This is a genomic window from Janthinobacterium sp. PSRC1-1, from assembly GCF_049897525.1.
Classification (GTDB): domain Bacteria; phylum Pseudomonadota; class Gammaproteobacteria; order Burkholderiales; family Burkholderiaceae_D; genus Janthinobacterium; species Janthinobacterium tructae.
The window spans coordinates 1-17,111 of sequence record NZ_JAFCWK010000025.1; the positions used below are offsets into that span (position 1 = coordinate 1).

The window sequence follows — 17,111 nt, forward strand, 5'->3', positions numbered from 1 at the left end:
TACATCAAATGCCCACACTTATCGACTGTTAATTGTTAAAGAACTGTATTCGGTTACTGCTCTCGCGCTATCGACAAAGCGTTGTGTTTGTCAGCTGCGAAGAAGGAAGAGTATGAAGCTTTTTCAGCATTTCGTCAACCTTCTTTTTTTCCTACTTCACTCAGCATTTGCATGCATCGTTCAGCGAGGGGGCGAATTATAGCCCTGCCCCGTGCACCCTGCAAGGGCTATTTTTCAGCTCCGAGAAACAGCCCTGGCACCGCACTTGCTTATACAGACATATGCACTACACACTGATGGCAGCAACTCTGGGCCTGGCAGCAACACCGGGGATGGTCCGGTTCGCTTTGCTTTGCTCCCATCTGTGACAGGTGCTACATTATGGAACACTCTCGATATTCAAAAGAGCGCCGCAGTACAGGGCCCAACGGAGGCAACGAGATCATGTATCAACCTTCAGCTACTTACCGTAGCGCACCGTTTTCGTCCATTGTGGACGCAAACATTTTGCCGGCAGGACAGCACAACGTCCCCGTCATCATCGAAACGTCCCATCAGCGCTCCGTCGCCTTTGGCCTGTCGCCCACGGCCACGCCCGACTTTACGCCGGTCGGCAAATCCGACCTGTCACTGCTGATCGAGCAAAACCGCATGCTGCACACGCACGCACTGCCGGCCATGGAAACGCTGTACCAGCAAATCGTCAACACGCACAATATGGTGATCTTGACGGATGCCAACGGCGTGATCGTGCATTCGCTGGGAGACGATGACTTCCTGGAGAAAGCCAACCGCGTGGCGCTGCAGCCGGGCGTGGCATGGTCGGAACAAAGCCGCGGCACGAATGCCATCGGCACGGCCATCACGGAAAAAGTACCGACGTTGGTCCATGCGGACCAGCACTACCTGGCCGCCAATCATTTCCTGACGTGCTCCGCGGCACCGATCACCGATCACCGGGGCAATGTCATCGGCGTACTGGACGTCTCGAGCGATCAGCGCAGCTTTCACAAGCATACGATGGCCCTGGTGCGCATGTCGGCGCTGATGATCGAAAATCAGCTGTTTTCCGCCACCTTCGAAGACGCCATCACCGTGCACTTCCACGCGCGTCCCGAATTCATCGGCACTTTAATGGAAGGCATCGCCTCATTCACGCCGGGCGGGCGGTTCTTATCCGCCAATAAAAACGGTTTGTTCCAACTGGGCCTGTCATTCGCCGCGCTGCAATCCCATACCTTCAGCTCACTGTTCGGCTTGCCCGTGTCTGCCCTGTACGAACATTACCGCACGGCCTCACCCGGTTTGCTGAACCTGTGCATGCACAGCGGCGTGCGCGTGTACGGTCGCGCGCAGTTGCGCTTGTCCAATAGCGTCTTCCAGCACGGTTTCACTGCCAGCACCGACCATAGCGATATCAACGCCGTGCCGGCCCAGGTTCCCGCTCCAGCCAGCCATGCGGCCAACGCGGCGCGCCGCCTGTCCGGCCTGCGCTACTTGCGCACGGGCGATCCGCAACTGGAACTGGTGATCGAAAAAGTCAACAAGGTGCTGGGGCGCGATATTCCCATCCTCGTCATGGGCGAGACAGGCACGGGCAAGGAATTGCTGGCGCAAGCCATCCATAACGACTCGCCGCGGGCCATGGGACCGTTTATCGCCGTCAACTGCGCGTCGATCCCGGAAACCCTGATCGAGTCTGAACTGTTCGGCTATGAAGACGGGGCATTTACGGGCGCGCGCAAGAAGGGGGCCATCGGCAAGATTTTGCAAGCCAATGGCGGCACCCTGTTCCTCGATGAAATCGGCGACATGCCCTTCGGCTTGCAGGCGCGCCTGTTGCGCGTGCTGCAGGAACGCATGGTCACGCCGCTCGGCAGCAGCAAGTCGATCACCGTCAATGTGGAACTCATTTGCGCCACGAATCACAACTTGCGCGAGCGCATGGCCAAGGGACTGTTCCGCGAAGACCTGTATTACCGCCTGAATGGCCTGGTGGTCAAACTGCCGCCGCTGCGCGAGCGCACCGACCTGGACACGGTTGTGAAAAAAATCCTCGCGACGGAAGCGCCCGATACGCGCTACACGGTGGCGCCGGACATCTTGCGCATGTTCCACCAGCATAAATGGCCGGGCAATTTCCGCCAGTTGACCAATCTGTTGCGCACGGCCATCGTCATGGCAGGCGACGAGCATGAAATCTGTCTGCGCCACATGCCCGATGATTTCCTCGACGATATTGAGATGACGCAAGCGACTGCCGCCAGCGCCAGCACGGATCGCATGATCGCCGCCGGCGCCAACCTGGAAGAAATGGAACAAAGCGCGATCCTCAAGTCGCTCGATGCCCACGGCGGCAACGTCTCGGCCACGGCGCGGGCCCTGGGCGTGTCACGCAATACGATCTATCGCAAGGTACCGCATTTGAAATAGCCTAGAGTAACCGGGCAAAGCCGGGCGACATCTTGCGCTGGCCCGACTTGTCGATGGTCATCAGGTCAACGCCCTGCATGTGCGCGGCCATCGCATGCGCGCGCGCGGCCCCCGTCACCATGAAGGTCGTCGACAAACCGTCGGCCAGCAAGCCCGTGGGCGCCAGCACGGTCACGCTGGCCAGTTCACCCGGCGAATCACCGTTCACGGGGTCGAAGATGTGGTGATGCACGAAGTCGGGCGTGAACGTGCATTCGTAATCGCCTGACGTGGCCACGCTGCGCCCTTCCACTGTCAAGGTAGCTGCCAGGATTTCCCTGTCGCGCGGGTCCTGGATGCCCAAGGTCCACGGACGGCGCAGGGAGCGCTGTCCGCGCGCAATGAACTCACCCGTGTCGAGCAGCGCGTGCCGTATGCCGCGCGCCTGCACGGCCGCCAGCGCCATGTCCGCCGCGTAGCCTTGCGCCAGGCCATTCAAGGTCAGCGCCATGCCGGGCTGAAGAAAACGCACTTCGCGGCTATCCCACGCCAGTTGCCGCCAGCCAACCCGCGCCTGCGCGGCACGACGCAATGTGTCCGTCGGCAAGCTTGCCTGGTCTGCCGCCGCGCGAAACAGCTGCCACAAGGGTTGCACGGTGATATCAAACGCCCCATCGCTCGCTTGCGACAAGGCTTGCGCCTGCGCCAGCACGGCCAGCAGATGCGCGTCCGGCCGGGCCAGGAGGCCATCGCGGTTCAGCTGGAAGACTTGGCTGGCCGGGCTGTAAATGCTCATCAGCCGGTCGATATTCCTGGCCGCATGCAAGGCGTCTTCAATCGCCAGTTCGGCCTGGTGCTGATCGTGGTGCAACACGGTGACGGCGATCGTCGTGCCAAACGCCAGCGCGGCGCCTTGATACGGCCGCACGCCGGACGCCGTGGCCGTGCCGCGCGCCATGCTGCCAGGCAAGGACAAACCCGCCATGCCGGCCACGCTGCCGATCGCTGCGGAAATAAAGGTTCTACGCTGCATTGCTGCTCTCCTCTGCCGTGGCCCGGACGATGGGAATGGTGCGGGCACGCTTGATTTCCAGCATCAAGGGTGCGCATTTTTCATCGCTGGCGTAAATCACCACGCAATCCATGCACTGGAAACACTCACCGTAATCGACCTTCCCGCTGGGCGCGATGGCGTGATACTCGCAACGGTGGCGGCAAGTCTGGCAAGGCGTGCCGCATTGCTTGCGGCGGGGAATCCAGTTGAACAGGCGAAAGCGCCCCAGCAGCGCCAGCGCCGCGCCAAACGGACACAGGTAGCGGCAAAAGAATTTATAGGAAACACTACTGAGCAGCAGCAAGCCCACGGCATAGGCGACGAAGGGCCAGGCGCGCACGAAATTCAAAGTGATCGCCGTCTTGAACGGCTCCAGCTCCACCAGCTTGTCCGTGATCTGGCTGGAAAACATGCTGCTGCCAAGAATGGCCGCCAGCAAGCCATACTTGATCCATTTCAAGCGCCCGTCCAGGCGCGGCTTGATCTTCCACTGCGGCATTCGCAACCACTGGCCCAGCTTGCCCGTGAATTCCTGCAGCGCGCCAAACGGACACAGCCAACCGCAAAACGTGCCGCGCCCCCAGACAAACAGACTGAGCAGCACGAAAACCCACAGGATCACCGTCATCGGATCGAACAGGAAAAATCCCAGGCTGCGCCCCGCCAGCAGTGCCTGAATGACGCCTGTGATGTTGACGATCGATAACTGCCCCTGCGCGTAGTAGCCGATGAAAGCGATGGTAAACAACAGGAACAGGTTGCGGAACCCCACAAATTGTCGTCCATTACGCACCAGGCGTTTTTGCCAGGCCAATGCGCCGGCCAGCAGCGCCAGCCCGGCCAGCAAGGTCAATAGCTCGGCCCTGCGGTTCTTCCAGGTGCCACGCCATGTGGCATCGTCGCCTTGCGGCGCGACATAAAAATCAGCAGGCAGGCGGTAGCTGACATCCACGTTGCGGGCGATGCGTTCCGGATACACGATGCCCTTGCTGCGCGTGATCGGCAACGTGAACGCCAACGGGCTGGCCGCATCGAGTCCCGCCTGGCTGATGATGCGAAACACGGCGATATTTTCCGTCGGCAACGATCCCCCATCGGACAGGCGCAATTCCAGGTCCAGGTCGCGCATGTCGATGGGCAAGCCATCCTGCTTCAGCAATAGCCGGTCCGGCACAGTGCCGCGCACGAAATCGTCGCCCAGCACGCTGTAGCGCCCGCGCGACATGACGAGGATGGCGTGGTCGCCCTCGTCGAGCCGGCCGCGCAGCTTGTTCCAGCTGCGCTCCGTCAACAGGTTGCGTCCCACGCTGGGCACGGACACATAGGCCAGGTACAGGTCGATGAACACGCCATCGGGCTCACGCGTGGCTTCCACATCGAGTCCCGCGCCGGCACTGCCGGCAAACAAGGTTTCCACGTCCTTGTTGCTCAGGCGCACATGCTGGATCAAGCCCTGTTCGAGCATCTGCGCCACGCTGAGTTTCTCGAACACGTCCATGCGGATGCGGGCGATCTGGTCCGGGTCACGGCCTTGCGCAAAACCGAGTTTTTTGCGCGACACTTTCAAGGCCGAGGCCAGCACGCTCTGGTTGATGATGCGCACGGAGGCCGTGGCCTTCGACACGCCGTCGATATCGGCGTGGGTCGCATCTGGCGCGCGTTTCTTCTTGGCATCGATGGCGATATTCTGTTTCAGCGACAGGCCCTGGTACTGTTTGACGAATTGGAACAGGGGCGCTTCACCGAGGCCGTCGAGAAACACGGGTTCGTGCTGCGACAGCACGGCGACGTCGAGAAAACTGCCTTGCGGATCGATGGCGATCAGCAGATTGACGGGCACGCCGGAAAAGCCGGGAATCGGGGCCAGGTCCACCGATTCAAACACGTAGCCGACCAGTTCGGTGGCCGTGGCGTTTTGCCGGAACAAGGGCCAGACGGGCAAGTCGGTCTCCTTCTCGCCGACGACGATGGGAGCAGGAAAACGCCGTGCCAGCTCGGCCTTGGTGAGCACGCCCGCCCACGCCTGTCCCAAAATGAACAGGAATAGCCAGCATCCGATGAACAAGCGCATTATCCGCATGCATTGTGCTCCGTGCGGCGCCCTGTCGCAGGACGCCGCGTTGATGAATTAGAAGAAAATAATGCCGCCCAGCGACACGCCATTCATCTTCGCTTCGCCGCCCGCAAAGCCTTTCGAGCGCGTCTGGCCCAGTTCGCCCACCAGGGTGATCGCACTGTTGAGCGAGTAATACGCGCCCAGGGTCAGGTTGGCGTTCGACTTCAAGCCGCCCGTGCCGGCCGTGTTGTCGTCGTTCTTGCTGATGCCGTAGGACAAGCCCAGCTTCAGCTTGTCCGTCGTTTTATACGTGCCTTGCAGCAGCCAGTTCTTCGACTTGGTATCGCCCTGATCCGCATCGGAGAGTATCCCCAATCCTTTGCCGCCCTGGAAGTTGACCAATACGCCGGCCGGGCCCATCTGGTACGAGCCGCCCACTTCCACGCCGCGCATGGTCAGGTCATCGACACCGGGCGTTTTCGAGGTGAATTTTTGCGACTTCACGCCCAGCCAGGCTTTCAAACCTTCCTGCGCATACGTCAGCTGCGCCTGCACTTGCGGACTCGACTTCGAGGAATAAGTCGAGCCTGACACGATGGGCGTATCGGAAACGGGGCTGACCAGCGCCACATCGACGCCAACGCCACCGGACTTCGGCGAGCTGTACATGATCTGGCCATAGTTGCCCAGATAGGTGTAGCCGGCGCCGATATGGCCCAGGGTCACCCGGCCCCGCTGTGTCGCTTGCACGGGTGCGCCCGAGCCCAGCAAGGTCATGTCGGACAGGATCGCGTTCGCGCCGAAGATGCCATAGTCGCGGCCCAGCTTGAAGGTGCCCATTTCCGCATTGCCGAACGTGAAGAAGGCCTGGCGCACATCGACCACGCTGTTCTGGCTGATGGCGCTGTCGGTGGCCGTCGAGTTGTAGATGCCGATCAAGGCTTTCACGTCGTACTCGCCCAGGCGCGAGCTTGCCGAGGTGATCAAGCCATTCGGCAGCAAGCCGTTGCCAATCGTGGTGCGGTCCTTTTCGCCGCCGCAACCGAGCGCCTGGCCACCCAGCGCCAGCCCGCCCACCGCATCGCCCGAACACGACACTTGCGTGTAATAGGCGTTGACGATGCCGCCCACCGACACGGTCCAGTCGCCCGCCTTGAGATCAACGGCCTGTGCCTGCCCCATCGCTGCGATTGTCATGACACCCAGGCTCCCCAGCTTGATCAATGTGTTCATTGCGTCTCCTCTTTCTTCTCTGTTTTTAGTGTGCACACCAGTGATTGATGTACCTCAAGCTTTGGCAATAAGCGTGCCCAGTACGGCTCAGAGGGAGAAAGAGAAAAAGCGTATTTAACGTGTGCAGCAGCGGATCAATTGCCACAGATAGTGTTCATTTTTTGACCGCAAGTATACGTAGCGGGCGTACAGGTAAACAAAAAACTGACGGCCTGGGCCGTCAGCAAAAAGAAAGCGCCCGGCGGACAGGGAGACACCCGTCCGAGTGGCCCGGGCGTTTCACCCCGTTACTTCGATGCCAGCTTGAAGACCCACACGGAGCCGCCCTGTTCCAGGAAGTTGACCTTCTTGGCCACTTCGCCGCCCCACAGCGGCACCGCGCCACCCCAGCCGGATACGACGGCCACATATTGCGTGTCGCCATCCTGCCAGGTGACGGGTGGCGCCACGACGCCGGAACCCGTCTGGAATTTCCACAGTTCCTTGCCCGTCTTCGCGTCGACGGCTTTCAGGAAGCCTTCCGGCGTGCCGTAGAACACCAGATTGCCGGCCGTGCTCATCACGCCGCCCCACAGCGGCGCATTGTTCTTGATTTCCCACACGATCTTGCCCGTCTTCGGATCGATGGCGCGCATGGCGCCGATGTAGTCGTCAAACAAGGGCTTGATGGTGAAGCCGGCACCGAGGAAAGCGCCACCCTTCTTGTAGCTGATCGGCTCGTTCCAGATGTCCATGCCCCATTCGTTGGCGGGAACGTAGAACAGCTTGGTTTGCGGCGAGTACGCCATCGGCATCTGGTTTTTTGCACCGAGGAAAGCGGGTGCGGCAAACACGGTCGTGCCCTTCTTGCCTTCCTCTCCTTTGGTCGGGTCGCCAGGGCGGCCGGCGGCGATATAGTTCGGCCGGCCCGTCTTCAGGTCGATGCTGCTGGCCCAGGTGATTTTCTTCACGAACGGAAAGGCGTTCTGCAGCTTGCCGTTGTTTGCATCGATGACATAGAAGAAACCGTTGCGGTCGGCCTTGCCGCCGTAGCGCTTGCCATCCATGTCGAAGGTGACGAACTCGTTGGCGCCATCGAAATCCCAGGCATCATTGGGCGTGTTTTGATACGCCCATTTGATCTGGCCCGTCTTGACGTCCAGCGCCACGGTGGACGAGGAATACAGATTGTCGCCGGGACGCAAATGGCTGTTCCATGGCGCCGGGTTGCCCGTGCCGAAATAGGCCAGCTTGGTTTGCGGATCGTAGGTGCCGCCCATCCAGGTCGAGGCGCCGCCCGTTTTCCACAGGTCGCCCGGCCAGGTTTTGTTCACCGTGCCAGATACGCCGTTATCGATGGCCTTGCCATCCTTGTCGTAGCGGTGGCCCATATGGCCTTCCACCGTCGGACGGCTCCACACGAGGTCGCCCGTCATCGGGTTGCGCGCTTCGACCCGCCCCACGATGCCGAATTCGCCGCCCGACACGCCCGTCAGCAGCAAGCCTTCGGCGATCAGCGGCGCGGCTGTCATCGAGTAGCCGGCCGCATAGTCGTCCACTTTCTCTTTCCAGACGATCTTGCCCGTGTTCTGGTCCAGCGCCACCAGGTAGGCGTCGAGCGTGCCGAAAATCACCAGGTTGCCATACAGGGCGGCACCGCGGTTGACCACGTCGCAGCACGGCATGATGCCGTCCGGCAAGCGATGCTCATATTTCCACAGCTTGGCGCCCGTTTTCAGGTCGACGGCAAAGATGCGCGAATACGATGCCGTGACGAACATCTTGCCGTTATGAATCAGCGGCTGCGATTCCTGGCCCCGCTGTTTTTCGCCGCCAAACGAGAACGACCAGGCCGGCACCAGCTTGGCCACGGTCTTGTCATTGATCTGCGTCAACGGCGAATAGCGCTGCCCCTGCGTGCCCATGCCGAACGACAGCACGCTGGCTGGATTCTTCGCCGTGTTGTCGAGCATGGCATTGGTGACATTGCCCACGTCGGCCGCCTGGACCAATGAGGCCAAGGATGCCAACCCCAAACCGACGACGATCCCCATGATTTTTTTCTGCACAATCATCTCCCTCTGTTTTATTAGTATGTGTGTATCAGGTCTTGCGGTGCTCATGCGGCTGGGCATGCAACAGCGCGCACTCTTCATCGGTGAACAGGCGCGAGCGCGTCAGGAAGCGCTTGCCCGTGCCGTTGTCGAGTGAAAACATGCCGCCATTGCCATCGACCACATCGATAATCAACTGGGTATGCTCCCAGTACTCGAATTGCTCGAGTCCCATGTAAAACGGTGTGCCATTCAAGTTGCCGAGATAGATATCGGTATCGCTGACATCGAACTCGCCCAGCGCATAGCACATGGGCGCGCTGCCGTCGCAGCAACCGCCCGACTGGAAAAACATCAACGGGCCGTGACGCTGGCGCAACTTGTCCATCATTTCCAGCGCCGCATCGGTGGCGACCACCCGGGCAATTGCTGCACTCATGGCATCCCTTTCTGCGCGCCGCCCCCGGCTAAGGGTGCGGCGCGTGTTGCCGGTTTAGAAGAAGCCCAGCGCTTTCGGGCTATAGCTCACCAGCAAGTTCTTCGTTTGCTGGTAGTGGTCGAGCATCATCTTGTGGTTTTCGCGGCCGATACCCGATTGCTTGTAGCCGCCAAACGCGGCGTGGGCTGGATACAGGTGGTAGCAATTGGTCCACACGCGGCCCGCCTGGATGGCGCGTCCCATGCGGAAGGCGCGCGAACCGTCGCGCGTCCACAAGCCGGCGCCCAGGCCGTACAAGGTATCGTTGGCAATCGCCAGCGCTTCGGCCTCATCCTTGAAGGTGGTCACGGAGACGACGGGCCCGAAAATCTCTTCCTGGAAGATGCGCATCTTGTTGTTGCCCTTGAACACGGTCGGACGCACGTAGTAGCCGCCCTCCAGGTCGCCTGCCTGCGTATGGCGTTCCCCGCCGGCCAGCACTTCGGCGCCTTCCTGGCGGCCGATGTCGAGGTAGGACAGGATTTTTTCCAGCTGCTCCTGCGACGCCTGGGCGCCGATCATGGTCGACGAGTCGAGCGGGTTGCCCTGCTTGATGGCGGCCACGCGCTTCAAGGCCCGTTCGATGAATTTCTCGTAGATCGATTCCTGGATCAGCACGCGCGATGGGCAGGTGCACACCTCGCCCTGATTCAGCGCAAACATGGTGAAGCCTTCCAGGCACTTGTCGAAATAATCATCATCGGCATCCATCACATCTTCAAAGAAGATGTTCGGCGACTTGCCGCCCAGCTCCAGGGTGACGGGAATCAGGTTTTGCGCCGCGTAACCCATGATCAGGCGGCCCGTGCCCGTTTCACCCGTAAAGGCGATCTTGGCGATGCGCTTGCTCGACGCCAGCGGCTTGCCCGCTTCCAGGCCGAAACCGTTGATGATGTTCAACACACCCGGTGGCAGCAAGTCGCCGATCAGTTCGATCAACACCATGATGGAGGCGGGGGTTTGCTCGGCAGGTTTGAGGACGACGCAATTGCCGGCGGCCAGGGCTGGCGCCAGTTTCCACACGGCCATCAGAATCGGGAAATTCCACGGGATGATCTGGCCCACGACGCCCAGCGGCTCATGGTAGTGATAGGCATAGGTTTCCGCATCGATTTGCGCGACGGAGCCTTCCTGCGCACGGATGCAGCCGGCGAAGTAACGGAAATGGTCGATGGCCAGCGGAATGTCGGCATTCATCGTTTCGCGGATCGGCTTGCCGTTGTCGATGGTTTCCGCCGTGGCGATCAGGCTCAGGTTTTGTTCGATGCGATCGGCGATGCGGTTCAGGATATTGGCGCGCTCGGCGGGTGACGTCTTGCCCCAGGCATCCTTGGCGGCATGCGCGGCGTCCAGCGCCAGCTCGACGTCTTCCGCCGTGGAGCGGGCGATTTCGCAAAACGGCAAGCCCGTGATGGGCGTGATGTTAGGAAAGTATTCACCTTTTACTGGTGCAACGAACTGACCACCGATGTAATTGTCATAGCGTTGTTTGAAGGGATTGGCTACGCCCAGTTTGCTGATGTCTGCGAGATTCATGTCGTCCTCTATCGGGTTAATTAGAATGGAATTACTTAATTAAAATCAAACGTCCTGGTACAGATGGGGTGAGTACACGGAGTCTTCCGCAAATGCCGTGCCAGCTCACCATCCCACTACAAACTTAGCCGCTTTTCCCCCTGTTACAAGGGCGTGGCGTCAAACCCGGCGCGCTTTTCGGCGCATGCCCGGGCTAGAGCTGCGGGGGCGGGCCTGTGTGCGTTTTGAACAAGGTGAAGGCATCCTGTTCCAATCCGGGCCAGCCCTGCGGCATCTCCCCTGCGCCGCTGCACAATGGAACAGGTGTACCAGACTGGAACACCTGTTCCTGTACCGCTAACGAATCACCACGCCCCACGGCAATTCACCGACGGCAATGTCGGCCACCTTGCGCGCGCTGGCCGTGTCGATCACGGAAACGCTGTTCGAGCGGCCATTGGCCACGTACAGCTTGTTGCCATCGGGCGTGATGGCCATGTTCCACGGGCGCTTGCCGACGGCAATGGTGGCCGTCACCTCGTTGCTGGCCGTGTCGATCACCATCACCGTGCCGTCCGTGCCGTTCGAGACATACACCTGCTTGCCGCCAGGATGGACGGCGATGCCATTCGCATTCTTGCCCGCTGGAATAGTGGCAATCGCCTTGCGCGCGGCCATGTCGATCACATACACGGCGTTGACCAGTTCGCACGCCACATAGGCGCGGCCCGAGTCCGGACTGAAACCGATGCCGCGCGGACGCAGGCCCACGGCGATGGACGCGACCTGGCGGCGTTGCGCCACATCAATGACATCGACTTGCTCGGCCTCTTCCGCACTGACCAGCAGCCAGCGTCCATCCGGGCTGAACACGGCATGCTCCGGATTGCGTCCCTGTACCTTGATGTCGGCGAGCAAGGTGCCCGACTGGCCATCGAGCAAGGCCACGCTATTGTTTTCCTCGACGGCCACGGCCACAAGGCTGCCGTCGCGGGAGGCGCTGACGCCTTCGGGCGACTTGCCCAGGGCCACAGCGCGCACGGGCGTGCCGGTCGCGTTATCGATCAGCAGCAAGGCGCTGCTGGCGGCATCGGTGACAAACAATTGCCGCCCTGTCGGGTCGGCGGCGATGCCGCGCGGACGCTTGCCTGCCGCGATCTGGCGCACCACCTGGTCGGTCGCCGTGTCGATCACGCTCAAGGTGCCCGATTTTTCATTGGGGACATAGGCAAAAGGAGCGGCCTGGAGGGCGCTGCTGGCGAGCGCAGGCAGCAGCCAGCACACCTGGCGCAAGCGCGAGAAGAAGTTGGGCATAATCACCTTTTCAATGGAAAAATACGGGAAAAGCGCGCGGCATCGGCGCCTCTGAACATTGCTGCATGCAAACGCCGTGCCACGGACACGCGTATAATTTCAGCCCACCAATGGAGACATGGCAGGCATATTGCTTGATACACCTACGCAGACCTGCGCCGCTCACGCGCTCAAGCAGGCTTTTATTCACATTGGAGAACCCGCATGCAGCATCGTTTCCGCTTGAACACCATTGCCAGCCTGTTTGTCGCTGGCAGCGCCACCCTCGCCCCTCACGTTTTCGCCGCCGAGGCAGCTGACCCGGCCAACGGGCAACTCATGGATACGGTGGTCGTCAGCGGCAGCCGCATCGCCCACCCCAGCCAGGAAGTGCCGGCCTCGATCGACGTGGTCGACAGCGCCCGCATCCAGGACGGCCAAATCCGCGTCAATGCGTCGGAAGCGCTGGCCGCCGTGCCGGGCCTGGTTGTGCAGAACCGCCAGAACTACGCGCAAGACTTGCAGATCTCGTCGCGCGGCTTCGGCGCCCGCTCGGCCTTCGGCGTGCGCGGCGTCAAACTGATCAGCGATGGCATTCCCGCCAGCATGCCCGATGGCCAAGGCCAGGCGGCCACCTTCAACCTCGATACGGCCGAGCGCATCGAAGTGTTGCGCGGACCGTTTTCTGCCATCTACGGCAACCACTCGGGCGGCGTGATCCAGCTGTTTTCCAGGGATGGACAGAATCCCCCGTCCGTCGAACTGAACGTGACGGGCGGCAGCTACGGCACCAGCAAGATAGACCTGACGGCGCAAGGCCAGGCAGGCGGCATCGGCTACGTGCTCGACGGCTCGCGCTTCCGCACGGATGGCTTCCGCGATCACAGCGCCGCCACGCGCGAACAGGCGTTCGGCAAGATCACCGTCAAGCCCAATGCGGACAGCAAGCTGACCATCGTCGCCAACAGCCTGCACCAGGGCAATACGCAAGACCCGCTGGGCGCCACCTGGCCCACGTTTGCCCGCGACCCGCGCGCCGGCGAAATCGATACGACGGATACACAGAACCCGAAACGCACCCTGGCCGAGCGCTACAACACGCGCAAGAGCATCGACCACCAGCAAATCGGCGCCACCTATGAACAAGCGTTTGGCGATGACCGCCTGCATGTGATGGTGTATGGCGGCAACCGCGATGTCATCCAGTACCAGGCATTCACCAAAGGCTTCCAGGCGCCCGCCAGCCATTCGGGCGGCGTGGTCGATTTCCAGCGCCAGTTCTATGGCATCGATACCAACTGGCTGCACGTAAATCAATTGGCTGGCGGCAAGCTGAGCACCACCATCGGCATCGATTACGGCCGCTCCAGCGATGACCGCACCGGCTATGAAAACTTCATCGGCAATAGCTTTGGTGTAAAGGGCAAGTTGCGCCGCGACGAGCAGAACGTCGTCTCCAGCCTCGATCCGTATCTCCAGGCGGAATGGCAAAGCGGCCCATGGCTGCTGAGCGCAGGTGTGCGCTACAGCAAGATGAAAGTGTCGGTCAACGACCATTTTCTCAGTAATGGCAACGACAGCGGTAGCCTGAAATTCAGCCACACGACGCCGGTGCTGGGCCTGCTGTACAAACTGACGCCGAACGTCAACGTCTACGCCAGCGCCGCGCGCGGCTTCGAGGCCCCCACCCTGAACGAACTGTTTTACTCGGGCACGGGCGGCGGCTTCAACTTCAACTTGAAGCCGGCCTCCAGCACCAACCTGGAAGCGGGCGTCAAGGCCAGGATCAATAACAACACGCATGTGAACGCGGCTGTGTTCCAGATCAAGACCAACGACGAGCTGGTGGTCGACAAGTCCAGCGGCGGGCGCACCAGCTACCGCAATGCGGGTAAAACCTTGCGCCAGGGCATGGAAGTATCGCTCGATTCGAACCTGCCGTATGGTTTCACGACCAAAGTGGCGCTGACCAGCCTGCACGCCGTGTATGACCAGGCCTTTGGCAGCGTACGCGAAGGCAGCCGCTTGCCGGGCGTGCCCAGCGCCAACCTGTTTGCGGAACTGGCCTGGAAAGACACGTTCGACCGTTTTGGCGCGGCGCTGGAAAGCGTGGCCAGCAATCAGGTCTACGCGGAAGACAGCAACAGCGAAAAACCGGCGCCCGGCTACACGGTGTTCAATGCGAGGTTCAACGCCAAGCAAAACGTAGGGAACTGGCGCTTCAAGGAGTTTGCCCGCCTGAACAATCTTTTCGACAAGACCTACGTGGGCTCCGTCATCGTCGGCGACAGCAACAAGCGCTACTATGAAGCGGCGCCGGGACGTAATTGGTTGTTGGGTGTGAGCGCCCAATACTCCTTTTAAGAACACCTGAGAAAAAGTCCATGGCGGCGTTGCATTGCCTGGTCGTACTATTCGTACTGCCTGCGGCAATGCGCCTTGCCCTGAACATTTTTCAGGCGTTCTCATGAAAAATAAAGCCCGCGCCTCTTCCGATGCGCGGGCTTCTTACCTTACTAGCATGGCCTGTTACGGCCGTGCTTCCTTCACCCCATATTTCTCAAAAATGGCTTTCAATTCGCCGCTGGCCACCATTTCGTTCATGGCTGCCTGCAGCAACTTGCCCACGTCGAGCTGCTGGCGGCTGACGGCCAGGCCCACGGCCCAGCCCGCACGCGGCAGGCGGGCGAACGCCACTTCGCTCATGGGGAAAGCGGGATCGCTTTTCAGCACCGACTCGATTTCCGAACGATTCGCCAGCACGGCGTCGAGCTTGCCCGCCTGCAATTGCTGCAAGGCTTCGGCCGCCGTGTCGAAGATACGCACGTCGTCGCGGTACTTGCCATTGTCTTCGCCCAGCATCAGCATGGCGGCGATCGATACCTTTTCCACGCCGATACGCTTGCCGGCCAGCGAAGCGACGCCATCGAATTGCGGCACGGCTTGCGCGCTGCGCGCCAGGCGCACGGTTTCCACGTAATACGGCGCAAAGATTTCGACCTTGTCGTTATCGGCCATCAACCTCTTGTCGACCGGCACGTGCAGCATCACGTCGGCGGGACCATAGCCGAGGTAATGGCCCTTCCACACCATATTGCGCAAATCGTCGTTCAGGTTTTCACCGGCGGGAAAGGGCAGCAAGTTCAGTTTCAGCCCCAGCTTTTTGGCCAGCGCTTCGGCAATATCGATATCGATGCCCGTGCCCTTGTCGGAAAACGGCGCAAACTCGTTGTACACCGCCACTTTCAGGCTGCCCGACTGCTGCACTTTCTGCCAGTCGGCGCGCGCTGGCGCGGCTGCGCACAGTGCCAGGCAGGCGAGCGAAAGCATCGCGCGCGCGCCAGGGAGTTGGAATGAACGCATGGGACTCCTTCGTGATCAATTCGACCTAATTAGACTCGCGGCGGGTTTCCAGGTAGGTCTTGATGGCCCACATGGCTTCCTGGTTGAAAACGCCTTCGAACGGCGGCATGTACACGGCGCCATTGCGTACTTTACCGTGGCGGATAGTCGTCAGGAAATAATTGTCCGTTTCCTTGTAGCAGGCCTGTTTCTTTGTCTCATTTTTGATGCCGAAGCAATCGCGGTCGAGCTGGCGCAAGTCCGGCGCGATGCCGCCCGAGATGGCTTCGATGCCGTGGCAACGCGCGCAATTCTGGTTGTAGGCCGACGTGCCGACCGTCAAGGCCAGCTTGTTGCCACGATACGGGTTTTGTTCGAGCCACTTGTCGCCCACCTTGGGCAAACCCGTGGTGTCGACGCCTTGCGGCGTGACATTGCCGTGCGCATAGGCCTGCGGCAAGGTCAGCAGGGAAGTGAGGGCGACGGCGCCGGCGGCTGCCACGCCGAGCAGGGTACGGATGGAATAGGTCATGCTGGTCTCCTTGGTTTTTTTAGTGAATATCCAAGAAGAGCAAATGCCATGCCATGCGTACATGCCCCACATCCAACCGCCCATGTATCAATTTGGAACAGCTGCAACAGGTAGTTGTGTCACCACGAGGGTCAGGCGGCGGCCACCGTGCAGATGCTGCCCCGCTCCTGCTGCTCGAAAGTGATACGCACGGGAAAAAATCGGGCAATCACCTCGGCATTCGTCAGCGCATGTTGCGTCACCTTGCTGCAACTGAAGCTACCGCCACCGGCCAGCGCCATCGGCAGCAAGAGCTGGTCGGCCAGGTGCTCGCCGACGGCCGCGTCCGTCTTGAGATAGGCGCGCACCTCGTTCAGCAGGCGCTTGGCCACCGTTGCTTCGCCACCCTACCCACCTCGGCATGGAAAGGCAATTTCCGCGCCCTGTCTGCCGCTGTTACGCGCCTGGCCACGCTATCGGAGGCGGGGCGCATCACGGATAGTGTCGTCGACGAAGAGATCAAGCGCCTGCAGCGGATGTGGCGACATCATGGTGGGCGCAGCGATAGTGCGGAAGTGGACCTGACAGGGATCATGGGTGAGCAGGCGGCTTCGCAACTCGACCTGTTCGATGCGCTGCAGTTGCAGGCTGTGATCCAGGTGTGCCGGCAATCGAACAGCCTGTCCGATGCTGGCCGCACGCTGTATGCCGTCTCGCGTGCGGCGAAAGCCAAGCCGAATGACGCCGACAGGTTGAAAAAATACCTGACGAAGTTTGGCGTGAGCTGGGAAGACGTGAGTCGATAAAACCCAGCAACAGCCGGGGTCAGTCACTTCGTGATCGGGATGTGCCCCAATGGGGCGCATCCCCCCCGCCTCGCACGTTGGCGATGACCTTTGCGTTAGCGCTATTGAGGATCTGACCGTAGGTCGGCGTAGGTCGGCTTAGCGCGCAGCGCGTAAGCCGACGGCACCCGCGGCATCGACAAACCACCAGACGAAAAAAAACCCGCCAATTGCTTGACGGGTTTTTCTCAAGGAGAAACAGCCGGGGGCTGTTTCACCAAATAACAAGCCTGACGATAACCTACTTTCACACTGGTTGCAGCACTATCATCGGCGCAAAGTTGTTTCACGGTCCTGTTCGGGATGGGAAGGGGTGGGACCAACTTGCTATGGTCATCA

13 protein-coding genes and 1 rRNA gene are annotated in these 17,111 nt (G+C 60.6%); 3 read left to right on the top strand and 11 right to left on the bottom strand.

Translation table 11 applies throughout. The features are described 5' to 3' along the window. Positions 1-444: 444 nt before the first annotated feature. Positions 445-2,433: a sigma-54-dependent Fis family transcriptional regulator gene (locus tag ACP7DW_RS28370; RefSeq protein ID WP_426057728.1), complete on the top strand. Its 1,989-nt coding sequence runs from the start codon at positions 445-447 to the stop codon at positions 2,431-2,433. 1 nt (position 2,434) lies between these two features. On the opposite strand, the gene ACP7DW_RS28375 is transcribed toward ACP7DW_RS28370, so the two are convergent. The 7 genes from ACP7DW_RS28375 to ACP7DW_RS28405 form a co-directional block, all read right to left on the bottom strand. Further along, on the bottom strand, positions 2,435-3,445 hold the full coding sequence (locus ACP7DW_RS28375; protein WP_426057729.1) for an FAD:protein FMN transferase: 1,011 nt from the start codon (positions 3,443-3,445) through the stop codon (positions 2,435-2,437). Then, the gene (locus ACP7DW_RS28380) at positions 3,435-5,537 is read right to left on the bottom strand and encodes a 4Fe-4S binding protein (protein ID WP_426057730.1); all 2,103 of its coding nucleotides are present in this window, start codon (positions 5,535-5,537) and stop codon (positions 3,435-3,437) included. The genes ACP7DW_RS28375 and ACP7DW_RS28380 overlap by 11 nt, the downstream gene beginning before the upstream one ends. A gap of 57 nt (positions 5,538-5,594) precedes the next feature. Beyond that, entirely contained in the window at positions 5,595-6,755 is a 1,161-nt protein-coding gene (locus ACP7DW_RS28385; protein WP_426057731.1) for a porin, read from the bottom strand. A gap of 287 nt (positions 6,756-7,042) precedes the next feature. Beyond that, on the bottom strand, positions 7,043-8,788 hold the full coding sequence (locus tag ACP7DW_RS28390; protein WP_426057737.1) for a PQQ-dependent methanol/ethanol family dehydrogenase: 1,746 nt from the start codon (positions 8,786-8,788) through the stop codon (positions 7,043-7,045). 49 nt (positions 8,789-8,837) lie between these two features. Further along, entirely contained in the window at positions 8,838-9,227 is a 390-nt protein-coding gene (locus ACP7DW_RS28395) for a DUF779 domain-containing protein (RefSeq protein WP_034756816.1), read from the bottom strand. A 54-nt stretch (positions 9,228-9,281) separates the two neighbouring features. Next, the gene (adh, locus tag ACP7DW_RS28400) at positions 9,282-10,802 is read right to left on the bottom strand and encodes an aldehyde dehydrogenase (RefSeq protein ID WP_099760759.1); all 1,521 of its coding nucleotides are present in this window, start codon (positions 10,800-10,802) and stop codon (positions 9,282-9,284) included. A 336-nt stretch (positions 10,803-11,138) separates the two neighbouring features. Continuing rightward, positions 11,139-12,095, bottom strand: coding sequence for a beta-propeller fold lactonase family protein (locus ACP7DW_RS28405; protein WP_426057732.1), 957 nt, complete (start codon positions 12,093-12,095; stop codon positions 11,139-11,141). A 204-nt stretch (positions 12,096-12,299) separates the two neighbouring features. Here ACP7DW_RS28405 and ACP7DW_RS28410 point away from each other — a divergent pair, with 204 nt between their 5' ends. Then, positions 12,300-14,438: a TonB-dependent receptor family protein gene (locus ACP7DW_RS28410; RefSeq protein WP_426057733.1), complete on the top strand. Its 2,139-nt coding sequence runs from the start codon at positions 12,300-12,302 to the stop codon at positions 14,436-14,438. Between the two features lie 165 nt (positions 14,439-14,603). Here the strand turns inward: ACP7DW_RS28410 and ACP7DW_RS28415 are convergent, their stop codons facing one another. The 3 genes from ACP7DW_RS28415 to ACP7DW_RS28425 form a co-directional block, all read right to left on the bottom strand. Then, complete coding sequence (locus tag ACP7DW_RS28415; RefSeq protein WP_426057734.1) at positions 14,604-15,437, bottom strand: substrate-binding periplasmic protein; 834 nt, start codon at positions 15,435-15,437, stop codon at positions 14,604-14,606. A 25-nt stretch (positions 15,438-15,462) separates the two neighbouring features. Then, a complete protein-coding gene (pedF, locus tag ACP7DW_RS28420) occupies positions 15,463-15,948 on the bottom strand; it encodes a cytochrome c-550 PedF (protein ID WP_099760762.1) in 486 nt (161 codons plus the stop codon). Positions 15,949-16,079: 131 nt separating this feature from the next. Continuing rightward, on the bottom strand, positions 16,080-16,319 hold the full coding sequence (locus tag ACP7DW_RS28425) for an RNA 3'-terminal phosphate cyclase (protein ID WP_426057735.1): 240 nt from the start codon (positions 16,317-16,319) through the stop codon (positions 16,080-16,082). Between the two features lie 201 nt (positions 16,320-16,520). Between ACP7DW_RS28425 and ACP7DW_RS28430 the strand changes: the two genes are divergently transcribed. After that, on the top strand, positions 16,521-16,733 hold the full coding sequence (locus ACP7DW_RS28430) for a hypothetical protein (protein ID WP_426085249.1): 213 nt from the start codon (positions 16,521-16,523) through the stop codon (positions 16,731-16,733). Between the two features lie 267 nt (positions 16,734-17,000). On the opposite strand, the gene rrf is transcribed toward ACP7DW_RS28430, so the two are convergent. Beyond that, positions 17,001-17,111, bottom strand: a 5S ribosomal RNA gene (gene rrf, locus ACP7DW_RS28435); the annotation flags it as partial.